This window comes from Exiguobacterium sp. HVEsp1 (assembly GCF_002009685.1).
Taxonomy (GTDB): domain Bacteria; phylum Bacillota; class Bacilli; order Exiguobacteriales; family Exiguobacteriaceae; genus Exiguobacterium; species Exiguobacterium profundum.
Genome location: NZ_KV917367.1, coordinates 1135894 through 1158222 on the forward strand (window position 1 = coordinate 1135894; position 22329 = coordinate 1158222).

At 50.9% G+C, this 22329-nt stretch carries 21 protein-coding genes; all 21 read left to right on the top strand.

The window, feature by feature from the left end; translation table 11 throughout:
* Positions 1–192: 192 nt before the first annotated feature.
* The 21 genes from ftsA to pyrE all read left to right on the top strand — a co-directional run bounded on the left by ftsA (position 193) and on the right by pyrE (position 22285).
* Positions 193–1479: a cell division protein FtsA gene (ftsA, locus tag BV910_RS05855; protein WP_078146652.1), complete on the top strand. Its 1287-nt coding sequence runs from the start codon at positions 193–195 to the stop codon at positions 1477–1479.
* A gap of 46 nt (positions 1480–1525) precedes the next feature.
* Positions 1526–2668, top strand: a complete 1143-nt coding sequence (gene ftsZ, locus BV910_RS05860; RefSeq protein WP_015881313.1) for a cell division protein FtsZ — start codon at positions 1526–1528, stop codon at positions 2666–2668.
* Between the two features lie 51 nt (positions 2669–2719).
* On the top strand, positions 2720–3481 hold the full coding sequence (gene pgeF / locus BV910_RS05865; RefSeq protein WP_078146653.1) for a peptidoglycan editing factor PgeF: 762 nt from the start codon (positions 2720–2722) through the stop codon (positions 3479–3481).
* Positions 3478–4131 carry a YggS family pyridoxal phosphate-dependent enzyme gene (locus tag BV910_RS05870; protein ID WP_078146654.1) on the top strand — a complete coding sequence of 218 codons (654 nt, stop codon included), beginning with the start codon at positions 3478–3480 and terminating at the stop codon, positions 4129–4131. Before pgeF ends, BV910_RS05870 begins: the two co-directional genes overlap by 4 nt.
* A gap of 23 nt (positions 4132–4154) precedes the next feature.
* A complete protein-coding gene (locus BV910_RS05875; RefSeq protein WP_078146655.1) occupies positions 4155–4625 on the top strand; it encodes a cell division protein SepF in 471 nt (156 codons plus the stop codon).
* Between the two features lie 4 nt (positions 4626–4629).
* Positions 4630–4899 carry a YggT family protein gene (locus BV910_RS05880; RefSeq protein WP_015881317.1) on the top strand — a complete coding sequence of 90 codons (270 nt, stop codon included), beginning with the start codon at positions 4630–4632 and terminating at the stop codon, positions 4897–4899.
* Positions 4900–4902: 3 nt separating this feature from the next.
* A complete protein-coding gene (locus BV910_RS05885) occupies positions 4903–5673 on the top strand; it encodes a YlmH family RNA-binding protein (protein ID WP_078146656.1) in 771 nt (256 codons plus the stop codon).
* Between the two features lie 18 nt (positions 5674–5691).
* Positions 5692–6240 carry a DivIVA domain-containing protein gene (locus BV910_RS05890; RefSeq protein ID WP_074037318.1) on the top strand — a complete coding sequence of 183 codons (549 nt, stop codon included), beginning with the start codon at positions 5692–5694 and terminating at the stop codon, positions 6238–6240.
* 276 nt (positions 6241–6516) lie between these two features.
* The gene (gene ileS / locus BV910_RS05895) at positions 6517–9243 is read left to right on the top strand and encodes an isoleucine--tRNA ligase (protein ID WP_047795441.1); all 2727 of its coding nucleotides are present in this window, start codon (positions 6517–6519) and stop codon (positions 9241–9243) included.
* Positions 9244–9300: 57 nt separating this feature from the next.
* A complete protein-coding gene (gene lspA / locus BV910_RS05900; protein WP_078146657.1) occupies positions 9301–9774 on the top strand; it encodes a signal peptidase II in 474 nt (157 codons plus the stop codon).
* Positions 9774–10685: an RluA family pseudouridine synthase gene (locus BV910_RS05905; protein ID WP_015881322.1), complete on the top strand. Its 912-nt coding sequence runs from the start codon at positions 9774–9776 to the stop codon at positions 10683–10685. The genes lspA and BV910_RS05905 overlap by 1 nt, the downstream gene beginning before the upstream one ends.
* 154 nt (positions 10686–10839) lie before the next feature.
* The gene (pyrR, locus tag BV910_RS05910) at positions 10840–11418 is read left to right on the top strand and encodes a bifunctional pyr operon transcriptional regulator/uracil phosphoribosyltransferase PyrR (RefSeq protein WP_251024823.1); all 579 of its coding nucleotides are present in this window, start codon (positions 10840–10842) and stop codon (positions 11416–11418) included.
* A gap of 48 nt (positions 11419–11466) precedes the next feature.
* Positions 11467–12771: a uracil-xanthine permease family protein gene (locus BV910_RS05915; protein ID WP_078146658.1), complete on the top strand. Its 1305-nt coding sequence runs from the start codon at positions 11467–11469 to the stop codon at positions 12769–12771.
* A 129-nt stretch (positions 12772–12900) separates the two neighbouring features.
* Entirely contained in the window at positions 12901–13815 is a 915-nt protein-coding gene (locus tag BV910_RS05920) for an aspartate carbamoyltransferase catalytic subunit (RefSeq protein ID WP_078146659.1), read from the top strand.
* Positions 13812–15092 carry a dihydroorotase gene (locus tag BV910_RS05925; RefSeq protein WP_078146660.1) on the top strand — a complete coding sequence of 427 codons (1281 nt, stop codon included), beginning with the start codon at positions 13812–13814 and terminating at the stop codon, positions 15090–15092. The genes BV910_RS05920 and BV910_RS05925 overlap by 4 nt, the downstream gene beginning before the upstream one ends.
* Positions 15070–16152: a carbamoyl phosphate synthase small subunit gene (locus BV910_RS05930; RefSeq protein WP_168169840.1), complete on the top strand. Its 1083-nt coding sequence runs from the start codon at positions 15070–15072 to the stop codon at positions 16150–16152. Before BV910_RS05925 ends, BV910_RS05930 begins: the two co-directional genes overlap by 23 nt.
* A 1-nt stretch (position 16153) precedes the next feature.
* Entirely contained in the window at positions 16154–19357 is a 3204-nt protein-coding gene (carB, locus tag BV910_RS05935) for a carbamoyl-phosphate synthase large subunit (RefSeq protein WP_078146662.1), read from the top strand.
* Complete coding sequence (locus BV910_RS05940) at positions 19354–20073, top strand: dihydroorotate dehydrogenase electron transfer subunit (protein ID WP_078146663.1); 720 nt, start codon at positions 19354–19356, stop codon at positions 20071–20073. The genes carB and BV910_RS05940 overlap by 4 nt, the downstream gene beginning before the upstream one ends.
* Complete coding sequence (locus BV910_RS05945) at positions 20070–20996, top strand: dihydroorotate dehydrogenase (RefSeq protein WP_078146664.1); 927 nt, start codon at positions 20070–20072, stop codon at positions 20994–20996. Before BV910_RS05940 ends, BV910_RS05945 begins: the two co-directional genes overlap by 4 nt.
* Complete coding sequence (pyrF, locus tag BV910_RS05950; protein WP_078146665.1) at positions 20971–21675, top strand: orotidine-5'-phosphate decarboxylase; 705 nt, start codon at positions 20971–20973, stop codon at positions 21673–21675. The genes BV910_RS05945 and pyrF overlap by 26 nt, the downstream gene beginning before the upstream one ends.
* A complete protein-coding gene (gene pyrE, locus BV910_RS05955) occupies positions 21659–22285 on the top strand; it encodes an orotate phosphoribosyltransferase (RefSeq protein WP_078146666.1) in 627 nt (208 codons plus the stop codon). Before pyrF ends, pyrE begins: the two co-directional genes overlap by 17 nt.
* Positions 22286–22329: the final 44 nt, after the last annotated feature.

Consider the following 22329-nt stretch of genomic DNA (forward strand, 5'->3'; position numbering starts at 1 on the left):
GTTTTTTTGTCGTTTGTAAACGAATTGATAACGCGAAACCGCTTAAATTGTAGGATTCTACCTTTTCTCACTATCTTATTTGTTGTAAACTTAGACGTGAGATATCTTGTCGAAACCAACAATTTTTTTGGATATCTGTATATGTGTCAAGCAATTGGAACAGAAAAATTATAGAGCGGAGGTGTTTCCCTTTTGGAAGCGAATGGTTATGTGGCCGCATTAGATATTGGAACGTCAGAGATTAAGCTCGTCGTCGGTGAATTGCTCGGCGGAACGCTTAATATTTTGGCAGAAGGGTGTGCACCGTCTGCGGGTGTAAAACGTGGCGCTGTCGTAGACATCGATAAAACAGTCCAAGCGATCAAACAGGCCGTTGAGCACGCTGAGACATCGCTAGGAGATCAAATTCGATCTGTATACGTTGCCATCGAAGGGGAACATATCCAAATTGCCCCATGTCATGGAATTGCATCCGTGAAGCGAGAAGATCAAGAAATTACCGACGCAGACGTGATGGAAGTCATCAACTCGGCACAAGTGATGCGATTACCGGACGAGATGAGTGTCATCGATGTGATCCCATCTTCATTCACGGTTGATCAGCAAACCGGCGTTGTCGATCCACGGGGCATGTTAGGCTATCGACTTGAGATGCACGGGAAAATGGTGACCGGGTCGAAGACCATTTTACATAGTATTCGTCGTTCGATTGAACGGGCAGGATTACAACTCGAAGGTTTTATTCTAGGAAATCTTGCCCTCGGTATGAGCGCAGCTTCTGTAGATGAAATCGATTTAGGAATCGGGCTTGTCGATGTCGGACATGAAAAGACGACGGTCTCCGTATTTTATCGGGGAGATCTCGTCTACTCGTATATCCTCCCGGTCGGTGGAGATCATATGACGAGAGACTTGGTCTATAAACTCAATTGTAAATATCAAGACGCCAAAGTGGCGAAAGAAGAATATGGTCTCGCTCTTGAAGAAATGGCTGATGAGACAGAAGGTTTCTCCTACACGAACATCAATGGGGAAGTGGCGTTCGAACCACAGTCAGAAATTAGCTACGTTTTAGAAGCGAGAATAGAGGAAATGTTTACCCTTATGTTGAATAAGGTTCAAAAAGTAGGTGTTCCGATGCTGAATGGCGGATACTTACTTTGCGGTGGGGCAGCTGCTCTACCTGGTATTCAGGAGTTGGCGACTCGTATTATGGGCCAAAAGACGAGATTGTATCAACCATCGTCGATTGGTGTCAGACATCCAAAATACGCGACAGCCGTCGGCGTGTTGAAATATGTCTTGATGAGTGATCATCACGTTTCGAAATCTCAGCTTGAAAAACCGGAAGTTCGCCAGGAAACACTTCACAAGAAGCCGGAAGCGACCGATATTCATGTAGGAGAGAACGAATACGAGAGCGATCAAGAGTCGAAAAAAGGGTTTAGTCGTTTGATGGAAAAATTATTTGGCGTTTAAGCTGACGATGTAATACAACTTGGAAAATACGTAGGGGGATACCTGAATGATGTACTTTGATGAGGCGATTGACGCCGTAGCGAAAATTAAAGTAATTGGAGTCGGTGGCGGCGGGTCAAACGCCGTTAACCGCATGATTGAACATGGGGTACAAGGAGTCGAGTTCATCGCAGTCAACACGGATGCACAAGCGTTGAACATGTCGAAAGCCGACGTGAAGCTTCAGCTTGGTGCAAAATTGACACGTGGTCTCGGTGCAGGTGCGAACCCGGATATCGGTAAAAAAGCGGCTGAAGAAAGCCGCGAACAGTTGATTGAAGCACTTGACGGTGCGGACATGGTGTTCGTCACGGCTGGGATGGGTGGCGGAACCGGAACAGGTGCCGCTCCAGTCATCGCCGAGATTTCAAAAGAAATCGGCGCACTCACGGTCGGTGTCGTGACGAAACCGTTCATGTTCGAAGGACGGAAGCGTATGCAACACGCACAGCACGGCATTCAAGCGTTCAAAGAAAAAGTAGATACCCTCATTGTGATTCCGAACGATAAGCTCCTTGAAATCGTGGAACGCAACACACCGATGATCGAAGCGTTCCGTGAAGCGGATAACGTCCTCCGTCAAGGTGTACAGGGGATCACGGACTTGATTGCCATCCCGGGTCTCATTAACCTCGACTTCGCGGACGTGAAAACGATCATGACGGAGAAAGGGTCTGCCCTCATGGGTGTCGGTGTCGCGACAGGTGAAAACCGTGCCGTTGAAGCAGCGAAGAAAGCCATTTCGTCACCACTTCTCGAATCTTCAATCGAAGGTGCGAAAGGTGTCTTGATGAACATCACTGGTGGACTTAGCCTCAGCTTGTTCGAAGTGACAGAGGCGGCTCAAATCGTTCAAAGTGCGGCCGATGAAGAAGTGAACTTGATCTTCGGTTCGGTCATCAACGAAAACTTGAACGATGAGATCATCGTCACCGTGATTGCAACTGAATTCGCTGAAGAAGCACAAGGGACGAACCCGTTCCTTCAGCAGCCGAAAAAACAGCCTGAGGTTGAGAACAAGGAACCCCAACCAAAAGCAAATGAAGCGGCTCAACAAGACGAAGGGAACTTCCATCGCCCAGTGTATGGAGGAGACGTCCCAGACGAGACGATCAACATCCCTGCGTTTGTGAGACAACGCCGTAACTAAACAACTAGGGGTGCCGGTACTCGGCATCCCTTTTTCTAAAAGGAGAGACCGATGCAACTGCTACATACTTGGGAAACCGAAACAACCCGTTATCATGCTTACGTGACGACACGAATAGATGGACACAATGCGGGAAACATCGGACTGCACGTGGGCGATGAAATCGACCGCGTCGTCGAAAATCGGCAACAGTTCTTTCAACAAGCCGGGCTCGCGTTAGAGGACTCCGTGTGGGCGGATCAAGTGCACGGCACAGCGGTCCAGGTCGTCGATTCGTCGGACAAAGGTAAGGGTGCGTTCCGATATGAAGAGGCGATCCCGAAAACAGACGGTCTTCTCACGACCGAAGACGCGTTACCGTTAGCCCTCGTCTTTGCTGACTGTGTACCGCTCTTCTTCTGTGCGAAAAATCATGGGGTCATCGGCATCGCTCATGCCGGGTGGAAGGGGACGGTCGGAAACATCGTCAAGACTATGATGCAGACGTTTGCTGAGAAAGGAATCGAGGCGACCGATGTGGACATGCTCGTCGGTCCGTCCATCTCAGGAGATGACTACGAGGTCGATGGTCGTGTCCTGCAGGCCGTCAGGGACGTTTCGCCGATTGCATATGAACGGGCAGTGCGAAACGAGTCGAGAGAGCACGCCCTCTTGTCCCTTCAAACCGTCAATGAAGTATTGGCAAAAGAACATGACACTGCGGTCATGCAATCGAATTTAACGACTGGCGCGGACAGCCCGTTTTTCTCCTATCGAGACGGAGAGACGAAACGTCGGTTTGCGGCAGTCATCGTCAAGGAGCGAAAATCGTGAGTATTTCAGATAATGTAAAACAAGTTCAATCCATCATTTCATCACACGTTCAAGAAGTTGAGCCGACACTCATCGCCGTCACGAAATCCGTAGGCGTAGATGTGGCCAACGCTCTTTACGCAGAAGGAATTCGTGATTTCGGAGAAAACCGTCCGGATTCACTGCTCGAGAAAGTTGAAGGGATGCCGAAGGATGTCAGATTTCATTTTATCGGTACGTTACAAACACGAAAAGTGAGACAAATCATTGATTACGTCGCGGCCATCCACTCTCTTGACCGGTTGTCTCTCGCAGCAGAGATTGACAAGCGCGCGAGCCGAACCATCGATTGTTTCGTTCAAGTGAACACGTCAGGAGAAGATTCAAAACATGGTCTCGAAATAGAGGAAGTCGTGCCCTTCATCGAGAACTGTAAACAGTATCCTCATATTCGAATCATCGGGTTGATGACGATGGCACCATTCACTGAAGAAGAGTCAACACTTCGTGAAACGTTCCGCCGTCTCCGTCATCTACGTGATGAAGTGAAGGCAAATGCGTATGAACACGCACCATGCACGGAGCTGTCGATGGGGATGTCAAACGATTATCCAATCGCGATTGAAGAAGGCGCATCGTTTGTTCGTATTGGTACCGTACTTGTGCAATAATATATCTTAAGGAGGAATCCGTTATGTCAATCAAAAACAAAATGAAAGATTTCTTTGGACTCGAAGAAGATCCGAACAGCACATATGAAGAAGAAGAGTATACTGTCGCAAATGCAGCAGCTCCTTCTACAACCGAAACATCTGTCGTCAGACAGGATGATCGTCCAAAATCAGCGAATAATCTCGTGGCATTAAATACGAAAAAGAAAGACCGTTCAAAAGTCGTATTGGCTGAGCCGCGTGTGTTCGCTGAGGCGCAAGACATTAGTGATCATTTGAAAGAAAACCGTGCTGTCATCGTCAACCTTCAGCGCATGTCAAAAGAGCAATCGCGTCAAGTCGTCAACTTCCTCTCAGGTGTCGTATACGCCCTTGAGGGATCGATGACTTCGATTGGACATAACACGATTCTGTGTACTCCGAACAACGTCGAATTGACTGGTTCAATCTCAAACTTGATATCGGAGGATGAACTTCACAGTAAAGGGTGGTAACTGAATGGAAAACGTAATCCCTGCCTTAGGCAACACGTTGAGCGATCTACTTGGTATCTATAGTTGGGTCCTCATCGGCTATATTTTATTATCATGGTTCCCGAACGCACGCGAATCTAAATTTGGTCAAATCTTATCGTTTTTGTGTGAACCGTTCTTGGCGCCGTTTCGCCGGATCATCCCACCGATTGGTGGGATGCTTGATATCTCCCCAATCGTTGCGCTGTTCGTACTTCGTATGGCCCAAGCCGGAATCGCTGCGATCTTTGGGTGACGTATGAGCGTCTATGACCATTATCGACCAAGTGAACGCGCGTTCGTTGAACAAGTGCTCGACTGGGTACAACAAGTGGAGAATAGCTATGTGTTGAAATTGACGGATTTTCTAGATCCACGTGAACAGCAAATCGTCAAACAACTCGTCGGGAAACAACTTGTCATTCATGATGATGGCGGATTTGAAGGCGCGGAACGACGTCGTCTGATTTTAGCGCCGGATTACTATGAACTCAATCCAGATGATTTTGAGATTGAGATCCGTCGAATCGAGTACCCAACAAAATTCGTGGACTTGACGCATCGACAAGTGACAGGGACATTGCTGAACGCTGGACTGAAACGTCAAAAGTTCGGAGATGTCGTTCTTGACGATGAGATTGTACAATTTGCGACGACGCGTGAAGCGGTCGGGTTCATTGAAATGAATCTTGAACGTGTCGGAAAAGCGAGAGTTCGCATTTCTTCCGTGCCAAAAGACGAGGTTCTTGTCGTCCCTGCGACCGAATGGATCGAAGGGTTCGGCATCGTCTCTTCCTTACGATTTGATACGGTCGCAAGCGAGGTGCTTAACATCTCTCGGCAAAAAGCGCAGGCTCTCGTCAAACATGGCGACTGTAAAGTGAATCATAAAGTCATTGAAGACGCGAGCTTCATCCTTGAACCGGATGATCTTTTATCCGTCCGTGGATATGGTCGCATCAAATTGATGGAGATTCTCGGATCGACCAAACGTGAAAAAATTAAAATCCAGTATGGCACCATACGTTGAAATTAGGAGGAAAGTCGAATGGCGTTGACACCGATTGATATTCATAATAAAGAATTCTCTTCCCGTTTTCGTGGGTACGACATCGATGAGGTCAATGAATTTTTAGATCAAATCATTAAAGAGTTTGAACTATTGATTCGTGAGAATCGACGGTATGAAGAACTTGTCAACGATATGCAAGCCCGCATTGACTACTTCTCCTCGATGGAAGATACGTTGAACAAATCGATTATCGTCGCGCAGGAAGCGGCGGAAGAAGTGAAGAACAATGCTCAAAAAGAAGCGAGTCTCATCTTGAAACAAGCGGAACGTGAAGCGTTCGCTCGTGAAGAGGAAGCGGCGCGCAAAGAGCAACTTGCTGAACGAGAAGTCGTTCAAATGCTCAAGAAAGTCGAGTTGTATCGGACACGCTTCCGCGTCCTCGTCGATGCGCAAATGGAACTTCTCAACAGTACGGAATGGGAAACGATTGTCGGGGAACCGCCTGTGCAGACGGTTCTTGACGATAGAACAGAACTTGCGTATAATGACGACGAAGTCACACGTAATGAAGAACAACACGGATAAATGATCAACACGTTGAGTAGGACGCGTCGATCGAGTCATACCTACGAAGCGACTTAGGGACGGTGAGAGCCTAGGAGAAAGACTTGAATCGGTATCCCCTATGAGTCGTCACGCTGAACTGAAGTAAGCGTGACCGCCTGACCTCGTTATCGGTTACCGAGAGCGGTCTCATGATGATGAGACTAGTAGGGTGGTACCGCGAGTCAACCAACTCGTCCCTATCAGGGATGGGTTGGTTTTTTTTGTTTTCTAAAAAATGTTGATGGAGGAGTTTCGATGAACTACAAAGACACGCTATTAATGCCAAACACAGAATTCGCGATGCGTGGGAATTTACCAAAACGCGAACCGGCGATGCAAACGGAATGGGAAGATATGGACCTTTACAACAAGGTACAAGAAAAAAATGCTGGGAAACCACAATATATCTTACATGATGGACCTCCATATGCGAACGGCGACATCCACATGGGACACGCGATGAACAAAGTATTGAAAGACATCATCGTTCGTTTCAAAGGGATGAACGGCTACCAGTCTCCAATGATTCCAGGATGGGACACGCACGGTCTTCCAATCGAGAACGCTCTTCAAAAAGCAGGCGTCAATCGTAAGGAAATGACGGTCGCGGAATTCCGCGAAAAGTGTGCAGAGTATGCGATGGAGCAAGTGAACTCGCAACGCGAGCAATTCAAACGTCTCGGTCTTCTCGCAGACTTTGAGAATCCATACATCACGCTCCTTCCTGAGTACGAGGCGGCGCAGATTCGCTTGTTCGGTTCGATGGCTGAGAAGGGTTACATCTACAAAGGAAAAAAACCAGTCTACTGGTCGCCGTCTTCTGAATCGGCACTCGCGGAAGCAGAGATTGAATATTACGATAAAAAATCACCAGCCATCTACGTGGCGTTCCGTGTCGTGGACGGTAAAGATACGTTGACGTCAGATGATCACTTCGTCATCTGGACAACAACGCCTTGGACAATCCCGGCGAACCTTGGGATTGCGGTGAGTGACGAGTTGACTTACACGCGTATCGAACATGAAGGAAAAGGCTATATCGTCGCGGAAACGCTCGTCGAAGAAGTGACGGCAGCGCTCGGATGGACGGATTACACGGTGAGCGGGTCATGGAACGGACGTGACTTCGAGTACATGACGGCTCAACATCCATTGTATGACCGGACGTCACTCGTCATCCTCGGCGACCACGTCACTGCGGATGCGACTGGACTCGTTCATACAGCACCTGGACACGGGGAAGACGACTATCGTGTCGGACAGGCTTACGGATTAGATGTCCTTTGCCCGGTGGATGACCGTGGTTACATGACAGACGAAGCCCCTGGTTTCGAAGGTCTCTTCTACGAAGATGCGAACAAACAAATCGGTATGAAACTTGAAGAGAATGGCTACTTGCTCAACTTGAAGTTCATCAAACACTCGTACCCGCATGACTGGCGTACGAAGAAACCAGTCATCTTCCGTGCGACGCCACAATGGTTCGCATCGATCAAAGATTTCCGTGAAGACATGCTCCGTGAAATCGAGGAAGTGAATTGGGTCCCTGAATGGGGAATGACACGTCTTTACAACATGGTCCGTGACCGTGGAGACTGGGTCATCAGCCGTCAGCGTGCTTGGGGTGTTCCAATCCCAATCTTCTATGCGGAAGATGGAACGGAAATCATCACGAACGAGACGATTGACCACATCGCGAACTTGTTCCGTGAGCACGGGTCGAACGTTTGGTATGAGCGTGAAGCGAAAGACCTTCTCCCTGCAGGGTTCACTCACCCGAACAGCCCGAACGGTGAGTTCCGTAAAGAACTCGACATCATGGACGTCTGGTTCGATTCAGGTTCTTCACACGCTGGTGTATTAGAAGAACGCGAAAACCTTCGTCGTCCGGCAGACCTTTATCTTGAAGGATCGGACCAATATCGTGGTTGGTTCAACTCATCACTCTCGACGGCCGTTGCGACGACTGGGAAAGCACCGTACCGGAACGTCTTGAGTCACGGATTCGTCCTCGATGGGGACGGACGCAAAATGTCGAAATCGCTCGGTAACACGATTGCACCGAACGATCTCGTGAAGCAGTACGGCGCCGAAATCGTACGCCTCTGGGTCGCATCCGTCGACTATCAGTCTGACGTACGCGCGTCACACGATAACTTCAAACAAGTGTCAGAAGTTTACCGGAAGATGCGTAACACGATCCGCTTCTTACTCGGGAACTTGAACGGGTTCGAGCCGTCGATGCGTGTCGCATTCGACGATATGCCGGAAGCGGACCGTTTCATGGCGACGAAGCTCAAACAACTGCAGACAAAAGTTGTCAAAGCATATGATGAGTTTGACTTTATGGCCGTGTACCACCTCGTTCATAACTTCTGTGTCAACGAGTTGTCTTCGTTCTACCTCGACTTCACAAAAGATATCCTGTATATCGAACGTGAAGACGATCTCCGTCGTCGTGCTGTTCAGACGGTCATGTACGATGCCGTCGTCCTCTTGACGAAACTGTTGGCTCCAATCCTTCCACACACTGCCGATGAGGCATGGAAAGAAGTGCCTGGTAAGTCGGAAGCAAGCATCTTCTTGACGGATTTAGAAGAAGTAGATGCATTGACTGCTGACGAACAAGCGTTGCTTGAGAAATGGTCGAAATTCCTCGTCTTCCGTGACGATGTCCTCAAAGCGATCGAAATCGCACGTGGCGAGAAGTTGATCGGGAAACCGCTCGAGGCGAAGTTGATTCTCGCACCAAAAGCAGAGACTGCCGACTTGTTGAACACGATCGACAACGTCAGCCAACTGCTTCAAGTATCGCAAGTGGAGTGGGCTGAGACGGCAGACGTCGATTATGCGACTACGAAAATCACAGTCATGAAAGCAGATGGAGCCGCTTGTGCACGTTGTTGGACATACTCGACAGAGCTTGGACAAAACGAAGAGCATCCAGAGCTTTGCCCGCGCTGTGCATCAGTAATCGGTTAAGACGAACCGGAGTGGCGTCCCCACTCCGGTTTCTTAACGGCTTGAAAGGAGACGCATATGAAACGATATTATGGATTGGCGCTCATCTTGATTTTGATCGATCAACTCACAAAATGGGTGGTCGTTCAGACGATGACAATTGGTCAATCGATTGAAGTCATCCCGAACTTGTTATATTGGACGTCCTACCGCAACAAAGGAGCGGCTTGGGGGATGTTAGAAGGACAGATGGCGTTCTTCTTTATCATCACCATCCTCGTCGTTGCCGGACTCGTTTACTTCTTGCACAAAGAAGTGAACGGCTATCAGCTCCTCGGATATAGTGTCGGATTACTGTTAGCCGGTGCCATCGGTAACTTTATCGATCGCTTGTTCCGGAGCGAAGTCGTCGACTTTGTCGATACGTATCCGTTCGGATACAACTTCCCAATCTTTAACGTGGCTGATATGGCACTCACATTCGGTGTCATCTTGATGGTCATCGGGATTTTATTTGAAGAAAAATTACACAAAGAAAGGGGACAATCGTAATGGAATCGTATACTTTTGTCGCCGATGAAAAGGCAAGGATTGATAAGTGGGTCAGTGACCGTGGTGAATGGTCACGCTCGCAAGTACAGGAATGGATCAAGACGGGGGCCCTCCTCGTCAACGGTAGTGCCGTGAAAGCGAACTACAAGCTTCAAGTGGGGGATGAAGTAGAAGTGAATGTGCCGGAAGCGGTCGAACTCGAAGTGTTGCCTGAAGACATTCCGCTCGAGATCGTCTTTGAAGATGAAGACGTCATCGTCGTCAACAAGGCACGCGGGATGGTCGTTCACCCTGCAGCCGGTCACACGTCAGGGACGCTCGTCAATGCGCTACTTTATCATTGCGATGACCTCTCGGGCATCAACGGAGTCAAACGTCCCGGAATCGTCCATCGGATTGATAAGGACACGACGGGTCTTCTCATGGTCGCTAAAAATGACTTGGCTCATGAGTCGCTCGCGAGCCAGTTGAAAGACAAGACCATCAAACGGGAGTATATCGCGCTCGTCCATGGTGAACTCGTTCACGAACTCGGAACGATTGAAGCTCCGATCGGTCGTGATACGAATGATCGTCAGCGTATGACCGTGACGGACCGGAACGCAAAAGAAGCCGTGACACACTTCCGTTTACTCGAACGTTATAAAGACTTCACGCTCGTGGAGTGTAAATTAGAAACGGGACGCACGCACCAGATCCGTGTACACATGCGTTATATCGGTCATCCGCTCGCCGGTGACCCGAAATATGGTCCACGCCGCACGATTGATTTAGGCGGTCAAGCGCTCCATGCGGCAACGCTCGGGTTCCACCATCCACGTACGAAAGAATGGATGGAGTTTGAGGCCCCATTACCAGAAGACTTCAATGCGGAACTCGCAAAATTGGATAAAATCGAGAAAACTCGTTGACTTCTGTCACATTCCGATTTATAGTCTAGGAAGCATAACACCTTTAAACCCAGTCCAGAGAGGCTGTGAAAGGATTGTGACCGCGGTCACATGTACGTCAATTCAACCCCGGCAGTCGTATGCCGTTTTTGATGAAGACTCCCTTTCCAGCCGGATGAGGGAGTCTTCTTTTTTACTGAAGTTTGGAAGGAGGAATCACGTGAAACAATCAGTCATTTTAGATGAGTCAGCCATCCGTCGTGCCTTGACCCGAATCGCACACGAGATTATCGAGCGAAACAAAGGAATCGATGACGTCGTCCTCGTCGGAATCAAGACGAGAGGCGAGACGCTCGCTGACCGACTCGCTCGCCGAATCGAGGAGATTGAAGGCAAGCCGGTCGCACTCGGCAATCTCGATATCACGCTTTACCGGGATGACTTATCGAAGAAGTCGTTAGACCCTGAAGTCAAAGCGACAGAGCTACCCCATGATATCAATGGAAAGACGGTCGTCCTCGTCGACGACGTCCTCTATACCGGTCGAACAGTTCGTGCCGCAATGGACGCGCTTGTCGACCATGGTCGTCCGGATTATATCCAACTCGCTGTCTTGATTGACCGAGGCCATCGGGAACTCCCGATTCGACCAGATTTTATCGGTAAGAACGTTCCGACGTCCAAGTCCGAGCAAGTCGTTGTCCGACTCAGTGAAGTCGACACGGCGGATGAAGTCACGATCCATCAGCAATAAACGCATACCTTTAAGGTGGTCCAGAGAGGCCAGGAAGGAGAATTCAAAATGAAACAACCTGTTCTACACATCCACGAGCGTCCAGCTCACTTTCCACAATGGCTATTATTCAGTCTTCAACACGTCTTCGCCATGTTCGGAGCGACGATTTTAGTCCCGATTTTGACAGGATTAAATACATCGGTCGCCCTCGTCGCTTCCGGCGTGGCCACGCTCTCATTCTTAGCGATTACACGCTTCAAAGTCCCAACATACTTAGGTTCAAGTTTTGCCTACATCGCCCCGATTATAGCGGTCAGCCAGCAATGGGGTGTCGAAGCCGCACTCTTCGGCGGAATCGTCGCCGGGTCTGTATACGGGGTCGTTTCCTTGATCATCTATAAAACGGGCGTCAACTGGTTGCTCCGATTGCTCCCACCCGTCGTCGTCGGACCGGTCATCATGGTCATCGGACTCTCGCTCGCACCGGTCGCCATCGACATGTCGATGAATCAAGACGGTGCCTATAACGGAACGTTCATGACGACTGCCCTGCTTACACTTGGAATCACGATGCTCGCCATGACGAAGCTGAAAGGTGTCTGGGGTGCCGTCCCGATCCTCTTTGGAATCGTTGGAGGATACGCAGTCGCAGCCGCATTCGGCATCATCGATTACTCACCGATTCAACAAGCCAGCCTGTTCCAACTTCCTGACTTCACGATGGTGTTCGTCGACTACATGCCGATGTGGCAAGTCGGGGCCCTTCTCGCCATCGTTCCGGTCGCGCTCGTCACAATGACGGAGCACATCGGAGATCAAATGGTCACGTCGAAAATCATCGGACGAGAGACGATGAAAGACCCAGGTCTCCATCGCACGCTACTCGGAGACGGAGTAGGAAAAGCCGTTGCCTCTGCACTCGGTGGACCACCATGTACGACTTACGGTGAGAACAACGGCGTCATGGCAATCACACGAGTCTACAGTGTCTACGTCATCGCCGGCGCAGCACTCATGGCCATCAGCTTCGGATTCCTCGGTCACATTGAAGCGTTCATCACGACCATCCCGAACCCGGTCAAAGGTGGAATCTCGATCCTCTTGTTCGGTGTCATCGCGTCGAACGGATTACGGACGATGGTGGAGAGCAAAGTCGACTTGGCAGAAAAGCGCAACTTGATCATCTCATCGGTCATCCTCGTCATCGGACTCGGTGGTGCGATGGTTCAAATCGGGAGCTTCCCGGTACAAGGCATGGCGCTTGCGACGGTCGTCGGTATTTTGTTAAACGCCATCTTACCGCATGAAGAAGACGATACAGCAGTCGAAGTCAACACAACTGAAGAAACGAAACAAGCAAGTAACTTTTAATTCGATCCCGTGAGGTCGGCAAAGTGAAGGCTCGTTTATTTGGGTGTACCCTGCCCAGATAAAGGCGTCCCTTCACATCGGTGAAGAGGCGCCTTTTCTCTTTGCCTCTAATAAAAGGAGGAGACGAACATGAATACGATGCAAACAAACGTGAAACCGGTCAAACACTTCGTCAGTTTGGGCACACTTTCCCTTGAGGAGATCATGGGCATGATTGAAGAATCATTGCGCTACAAGCAAGGTGACCTCCCCCCACTATTTGATGGGAAAACGGTCGCAAACCTGTTCTTTGAAAACTCGACGCGTACGAAAAATTCGTTTCAAATGGCCGAGCGCCACTTGAACATGCAAGAGATTCCGTTCGATGTGACGACGTCATCGGTCACGAAAGGGGAGACGCTCTACGATACGTGTAAAACGCTCGAAGCCATCGGCGTGGACGCGCTCGTCATTCGACATCCGGAAGCGGGCTATTATCACGAACTTGTGGAGAAGTTGAATATCCCGGTGTTGAACGGAGGGGACGGGAGCGGGGAACATCCATCCCAATCATTGCTCGATCTCGTCACCATCTTTGAAGAGTTCGGAACGTTCCAAGGATTGAACGTCGCCATCTGTGGTGACCTCGTCCATAGTCGGGTCGCCCGCTCGAACGCAAGCGTCTTGAAGCGCCTCGGAGCAAACGTGGTCGGTTGTAGTCCTGCCTCTTGGTGGGATGACTCGATGGGGCTAGAGCGAAAAGAACTCGATGACATCCTAGGCGAATGTGACGTCATCATGTTGCTCCGTGTACAACACGAGCGCCATATCATGGGAGACGTCTTCTCGAAAGAAGCGTATCACACACAGTTCGGTTTGACGGTCGAACGCGTCGAGCGAATGAAAGCAGGCGCCATCATCATGCACCCGGCTCCGGTCAATCGGGATGTAGAGATTGCTGGAAGTCTGATCGAACATGAACGGTCACGCATCTTCCCACAAATGAAGAATGGGGTGTACGCCCGGATGAGCATCTTAAATCGAGCATTAGGAGGACAACAATGATACTTCAAAACGCGACATGGTATGACAAGGGAACGAAACGCACGACAAACATTCACGTGAAAGACGGAAAGATCGAATCACTCGACTATAAAGGGAAGACCACGGGACAAGAAATGCTCGATGCGACAGGTTATCTGCTCGCACCAGGACTCGTCGATGTCCACGTCCACTTGCGTGAACCAGGTGGCGAGGCGAAAGAGACGATTCGGACGGGAACGATGGCTGCCGCGGCGGGCGGGTTCACGACCATCTGCTCGATGCCGAACACGAGACCGGTTCCAGACAATCGCGAAACAATGGACGTCCTCCTTCAAAAAATCGAACAAGATGCGGTCGTACGTGTGTTACCTTACGCCGCTATCACGAAACGACAGCTCGGTGAAGAACAGGTCGACATGGAATCGCTCGCAGATGCCTTCGCCTTTACGGATGACGGTGTTGGTGTCCAATCGGCGGCGATGATGCGACAAGCCATGCGTGAAGCGAAACGATTGAACAAAGCAGTCGTCGCCCACTGTGAGGACAATACGTTGAAGGCCGGATCGGTCCACGAGGGCAAATTCAGTGAGGCGCATGGCATTCAAGGAATTCCGAGCCTTGCAGAGAGCATCCATATCGCTCGCGACGTTTTGATTGCTGAAGAGACAGGGTGTCATTATCATGTCTGTCACGTCTCATCCCGCCAATCGGTTCGTGTCATTCGGGATGCGAAACGAGCCGGCATTCACGTGACTGCAGAAGTGACGCCGCATCATCTCGTCTTGAGTGAGGATGATATTCCAGGACTCGATGCAAACTTCAAGATGAATCCACCGCTACGAAGCGAGGATGATCGACAGGCCCTCCTTGAGGGATTGTTTGACGGAACGATTGACATGATCGCAACGGATCATGCTCCCCACACAGCAGAAGAAAAGGCACAAGGGATAGAGCGGGCTCCGTTTGGGATTACCGGTTTCGAGACGGCCCTTCCACTTCTCTACACGACATTCGTGAAGACGGGCATCATGGAAGAGCGTCAGTTGCTCGACTGGATGACGAAACGTCCGAGCGACGTATTCGGTTTATCAAGAGGGGAACTGAAAGTTGGGGCGGATGCGGACCTGATTCTCATCGATACGGAAACGTCTCGGACGGTCGATCCTACGACATTTTATTCAAAAGGAAAGAATACACCGTTCGCAGGGGAAAAGCTTGTCGGATGGCCGGTCATGACGATGGTCGGTGGCGAAATTGTATATAAGGGGCGATTTGATGAAACGAACATTATGGCTTGAAGATGGAATGAAATTTGTCGGTAAAGGATTCGGGGCACCGGCTGATACGATGGGGGAAGTCGTCTTCCAGACAGGGATGACAGGATACCAAGAAATCTTATCAGATCCATCATACTGCGACCAAATGATTGTACTGACGAACCCATTGATTGGGAACTATGGCGTCAATCGTGAGGATTTTGAAACGACGATTCCGATGGCAAAAGCGTTGATTGTAAAAGAAGCATGCGATACGCCTTCGAACTTCCGTTCAACGGCGACACTCGATGCGACACTCACCCGCTTCGGCATTCCGGGGCTCTCGGATATCGATACACGGATGTTGACACGTCATTTACGAGCGAAAGGGGTCATGCGCGGTGTCCTCATCGATGGAGAGTTGACGTGGGACGAGGTACGGATCCGCTTTGATGAAGAATCGCCGAACGATCAAGTCGCACGCGTATCGACGAAGCGGACTTATGTGAGTACGGGAACCGGCCCTCGCATCGCTTTGATCGACTTCGGGGCGAAACTTGGAATCATGCGCGAGTTGATGAAACGAGATTGTGAGGTCGTCGTCTTTCCGCACGATGTGACGGCAGAGGACGTATTACGGTATGAGCCGGACGGTATCATGTTGTCAAATGGACCAGGAGATCCGAAAGACGTTCCGACCGCACTGCCGCTCATCGAGCAACTGATGCCGACGACACCGATGTTCGGAATTTGTCTCGGTCACCAGCTGATTGCTCTCGCAAACGGTGCAAACACCTTCAAGCTTCCGTTCGGACATCGTGGCGCGAATCATCCGGTGCTCGAGCTTGAGACTGGTGCCGTGACCATCACTTCTCAAAACCATGGATATGCGGTTGAGGAAACGTCACTGCTCGATACACCGCTCATCGTCACACACCGTGCGGTCAATGACGGAACGATCGAAGGGGTAAGACATCTCCATCACCCGACCTTCTCGGTACAGTATCATCCGGAGGCAGCACCAGGACCGTTCGACGCCAACGACTTATTTGACCGATTCATGCAACTCGTACAAGAAAACAAACAGAAAGTGGGAATTTGACATGCCAAAACGACCAGATATTCAGAAAATCCTCGTAATCGGATCAGGACCGATTGTAATCGGACAAGCAGCGGAGTTTGATTATGCTGGTACACAGGCATGTCTTGCCTTGAAAGAAGAAGGCTACGAAGTCATCCTCGTCAACTCGAATCCGGCTACCATCATGACGGATCCGACGACGGCGGACCGTGTCTATATCGAACCGCTCGAACCAGAATTCGTCGAGCGAATCATCCGGCAGGAACGTCCGGATGCACTCCTTGCCACGCTTGGCGGGCAGACCGGTTTGAACTTGGCTTTTGAACTCGACAAGCGGGGCGTCTTGCGAGATTGTGGTGTGGAGCTACTCGGGACGAAACTGTCTGCGATCGTTCAAGCGGAAGACCGGGAACAGTTCCGTAACTTGATGTTCGAACTTGGTCACGGCGTACCTGAAAGTGAGATCGTCCATACGCTCGAATCTGCTTGGGGATTTGCGGAACGGATCGGGTACCCGATCATCATCCGACCTGCGTACACGCTCGGGGGAACCGGTGGCGGGATTGCCCATGACCGGGAATCGTTCGAGCAAATCGTTGAATCTGGATTAAAGGCGAGTCCTGTGACGCAAGTCTTGCTCGAGAAATCGATTGCCGGGATGAAAGAAGTCGAGTTCGAGGTCATGCGTGACTCGAGTGACCAAGCCATCATCGTCTGTGCGATGGAAAACTTTGATCCGGTCGGAGTCCACACCGGTGACTCCATCGTATTCGCCCCTACGCAGACGCTGTCAGATCGGGATTATCAGATGCTTCGTAGCGTCTCTCTCGATATCATTCGGGCACTCGGGATCGAGGGTGGATGTAACATCCAATTCGCACTCGACCCAGACAGTTTCACGTACTACGTCATCGAAGTGAATCCACGTGTTTCACGGAGTTCAGCGCTCGCATCAAAAGCGACAGGCTATCCGATTGCCAAGCTTGCTGCGAAAGTCGCTGTCGGTTACAAGTTGTCAGAATTAAAAAACCCGGTCACCGAGACGAGCTACGCCTCGTTCGAACCGGCGCTCGATTACGTCGTCGCTAAAATCCCACGCTTCGCCTTCGATAAGTTTGAGTCCGCGGATCGCCGCTTAGGCACACAAATGAAGGCGACGGGTGAGGTCATGGCCATCGGTCGGAATTTAGAAGAGGCTTTGCTAAAAGCCGTTCGCTCGCTCGAGCTGGGGATGGAAGAACTTCACCTTCCACAACTTTCTGCATTAGACACAGAACAGCTCGAGCATGGACTCATTCATCCGACAGACGAGCGTCTGTTCATCGTCTATGAGGCTCTTCGTCGCGGATACTCGGTAGAAACGCTACACCAACTGACAAAAATCGATCGATTCTACTTACAGAAATTAAACCGGATCTGGCAAGCTGAGCAACAACTGATTAAGGAACCGTTGACATCAGAACGTCTGCTGGATGTGAAACGTCTAGGGTTCAGTGATGTGGCAATCGCGCGTATGCTGTCGATGGATACGGAAGCGGTTCGTACGAAACGGAAAGAATGGAACATTCGTCCCGTCTATAAGATGGTCGATACGTGCGCAGCCGAGTTCGCATCGGAGACACCGTACTTCTACGGGACGTATGAAGTGGAGAACGAAGCGGTGAAGACAGACCGGGAGTCCATCCTCGTCCTCGGATCAGGTCCGATTCGAATCGGACAAGGTGTCGAGTTCGACTATGCGACCGTCCACTCGATCGATACGATTCGCGATGCAGGCTACGAAGCCATCATCATCAACAACAACCCGGAAACGGTCTCGACGGACTTCTCCATCTCCGATCGGTTGTACTTCGAGCCGTTGACAACAGAAGACGTGTTGGAGGTCATCGAGAACGAGAACCCGCTAGGTGTCATCGTCCAATTCGGTGGACAGACTGCCATCAACTTAGCGGCATCGCTAGAAGCGAACGGCGTGAAAATTCTTGGGACGACCCTCGAAGACATCGACCGTGCCGAAGACCGGAAGGCGTTCGAAGCCACATTGTCAGCGGAACGATTGGCTCAACCACCAGGAAAGACGGCGACAAATGTGGAAGAGGCCGTCGCTTGTGCGAACGAACTCGGCTATCCGGTACTCGTCCGACCATCGTACGTGCTCGGGGGACGAGCGATGGAAATCGTATATGAACAGTCTGAGCTTGAGCGGTACATGCGACATGCGGTCATCGCCTCAAAAGATCGACCGGTTCTCATCGATCGCTACTTGACGGGGATTGAGATTGAAGTCGATGCCATCTGTGACGGGACGGACGTCTATATCCCGGGGATCATGGAGCATATCGAACGTGCCGGCGTACATTCGGGTGATTCGATTGCCGTCTATCCGCCGCAACGACTCAGTGAAGAACTGAAACAAAAAGTCGTCGATTATACGATTAAGTTGGCGAAAGCGTTCCGCATCAAAGGTCTGCTCAACATCCAGTTCGTCTATGCGGATGACTTGTATGTCATCGAGGTGAACCCACGTGCGAGCCGGACGGTCCCATTCATCTCGAAAGTGACGGGGTTACCGGTCGCACGAATTGCTACGCAAACGATTCTTGGGACGAGTTTAAAAGAACTCGGTCTTGGGACAGGCATTCATCCTGAGTCGGACAGTATCTCGGTCAAAGTACCGGTCTTCTCGTTCGCGAAATTGAAAGAAGTAGACCCATCGCTCGGACCTGAGATGAAGTCGACAGGGGAGGTCATGGCGACAGATCGCACGCTCGAAAAAGCGCTCTATAAAGGGCTCGTCGCAGCAGGGATGAACATCGCCTTGAAAGGGAACGTGCTCATGACGATTGCCGACCATGACAAGGATGAGGCCATCGCCTTGGCGAAACGTTTCGACCGCCTCGGTTTCCGACTCATGGCAACGAGTGGGACGGCTGATTGTCTCGAAGCGGAACAGATGCGTGTTCGTCGAGTCGGGAAAATTCAAGAAGACGGTGAGACGATGCTCAGTGTGATCGAGCGAGGAGACGTCGACTTGATCATCAATACAACGAGTCGCGATGCACTCGTCACGAAAGACGGGTTCTTGATTCGAAGAACGGCCGCCGAGCAGGGCACGCTTTGCCTTACCTCGCTCGATACAGTCGAAGCGTTGTTACAAGTCATTGAAAGCCTGTCGTTCCAAACGGTCAGCATCCCGGCATTCACAACGTTCGGGGTGATGGTATGAGACATGACGTGACGATTGTCAGCAATCGACAAATCGCCAAAGCGACGATGGAAATGAAAGTCCGTTGCCCTGGGGTGGAGATCGCCCCTGGGACATTCTTTCACATCAAAACGTCCGGTCTGTTACGTCGACCGTTATCGGTGGCGAACGTCGAGGGGGACGAAATTACCTTCTTATACAAAGTGATTGGGGAAGGGACAACTGAGCTTTCGGGGAAACGCGTCGGGGACACACTAGACGTCCTTGGTCCGCTCGGGAACGGTTTTCCCCTAGCGCAACATGGAAAGCGAGTCGTCCTGGTCGGAGGAGGAATTGGGGTCCCACCGCTTTACTACGTCAGACGCCGACTCCATGAGATGGGGATTGAAACGATTGCGATTCTCGGGTTTGATTCAAAAGAAAGCGTCTTTTATGAAGAAGCCTTTCGTGAACTTGGTGAGACGATCATCACGACAGTAGACGGTACTCACGGGGAGCTTGGCTTCGTCACTGGCCCCCTCGCACGCATCGAGGCGGATGTGTTGTTCAGCTGTGGTCCGGAAGCGATGTTAAAGGCAGTTGCCACTTCGCCCATTCCTGAACGATATCTCTCAATCGAGAATCGGATGGGTTGTGGCATCGGTGCTTGTTTTGCCTGTGTCTGTCAAGCACCGGGGGGCTATGTGAAAGTCTGTAGTGACGGTCCGGTATTCAATGCGGAAGAGGTGCTGTTATGAGATTGAATGTCGAGTTACCAGGTCTTCGTTTAAAAAACCCAATTATTCCGGCTTCCGGATGTTTCGGATTTGGAGAGGAATTCGCGAAACTGTATGACCTCTCCATCTTAGGAGGCATCATGATCAAAGCAGCGACGGAGGAATCGAGATTCGGAAATCCGACCCCACGTGTCGCCGAGACGGCACAGGGCATGCTCAACGCGATCGGACTTCAAAATCCAGGTGTCGATGCGATCATCGAAGAAAAATTACCATTCCTCTCAACGTTCGATACGGAGATCATCGCCAACGTTGCCGGTTCGACGCCAGATGAATACGTGGAAGTCGCCCGTCGAATCAGCGCCGACCCGACGATTAAAGCCATCGAATTGAACATCTCATGCCCGAACGTGAAATGTGGGGGCATGCAGTTCGGGACGGACCCGGTAATGGCCGCAGAACTCACGCGACTCGTCAAAGCGGCTTCGAGTAAGCCGGTCTATGTCAAACTGTCTCCGAACGTCACGTCGATCACGGACATGGCGCGAGCTGTCGAGGCGGCCGGCGCGGACGGCTTGACGATGATCAACACACTCGTTGGGATGCGAATCGATATCGAGACAGGACGACCGATTTTAGCGAACCGAATCGGTGGGTTATCCGGTCCGGCCATCAAACCGGTGGCGGTCCGGATGGTATATGAAGTCGCGCAAGCGGTCAACATACCGATCATCGCCATGGGCGGGGTTCGGACGGTAGACGATGTGCTTGAGTTCATTTACGCCGGGGCGTCTGCCGTTGCCGTCGGGACGGCGAACTTTGAAAATCCATACGTCTGTCAGGAAATCATTGGAGCGTTACCGGCACGACTTGATTCACTCGGAATCGAACATATTTTGGATGTGAGGGGGAAGGCCTATGCGCAACTTGTATCTCGCCCTTGACGTTGAAACGCGGGACGAAGCGTTTCATTTGTTAAAACGATTTTCAAACCGACCGGCTGTCAAAGTCGGGATGGAACTCTTTTATCGAGAAGGCGCATGCTTTGTCGAAGAATTGGTCGACGAGGGTTATCCGGTCTTTCTAGATGTGAAAGTACACGATATCCCGGAGACGGCACGCCGTACGATGCGACAAATCGGAAAGCTCGGGGTGGCTGTGACGAATGTCCACACATTAGGCGGCGAAAAGATGATGCGCTATGCGTTAGACGGGTTACGTCAGGCAAACGATACGACTCGATTGATCGGGGTCACACAGTTGACGTCGACAGATGAACGAATGATGCAGACAGAGCTCGGGATTGCCGGACGACTCGATCAAGCCGTTCTCAGACAAGCGACACTCGCGAAACAGGCGGGACTTGACGGAGTGGTCGCATCCGTCCAGGAAGCGAAAGCGATTCATCAGAAACTCGGGGACACGTTCATGACGGTCACACCGGGCATCCGACTCGGTGCAACCGAGGATGATCAAGTCCGTATCGCGACGCCGCATGAAGCGAGACTGGCGGGTGTTCACTCAATCGTCGTCGGTCGACCGATTACACGTGCGACTGATCCGATGGCCATGTACGATCAATTTATGAAGGAATGGGGACAAATGAATGAAACAAATCGCTGAGGCACTTTTACAGATTGAAGCCGTCACACTATCACCGACTGAGCCGTATACATGGTCGAGCGGATTGAAGAGTCCGATCTACTGCGACAATCGACTTACACTCAGTTTTCCGAATGTGCGTCAAGTCATCGTCGATGGATTGGTGAAGTCAGTGAATCCGACTGAAGTCGATGTGATTGCAGGGACGGCCACGGCAGGTATCCCTCACGGGGCGTTGCTCGCTGACCGACTCGGTCTCCCGTTCATTTATGTCCGGTCGAGTGCAAAAGGGCATGGGAAAGGTAATCAAATTGAAGGAAGACTCGAGGCAGGCGCTCGAGTACTCGTCATCGAGGATTTATTGTCGACAGGGATGTCGAGTATCGATGCGGCGAAGGCGATTCGTCAGGCGGGTGGTGACGTCATTGGGATTCAAGCCATCTTCTCGTACGGATTACCGGTTCTTCAGAAGAATCTAGCCGATGCAGATCTGACGGCAACATCGTTGACAACGTTCTCAGAATTGATTGAAGTGGCAGAGAGTACGGGCGTTCTAAACCGTTCGGAGCTCGATTCGCTTCGCGACTGGCAAGAAGATCCTCGTGCCTGGAGCGACCTCGTCACCTCTTAAGAATCCACCTTCGGGCGGATTCTTTTTCGATTCGGCATATGTCA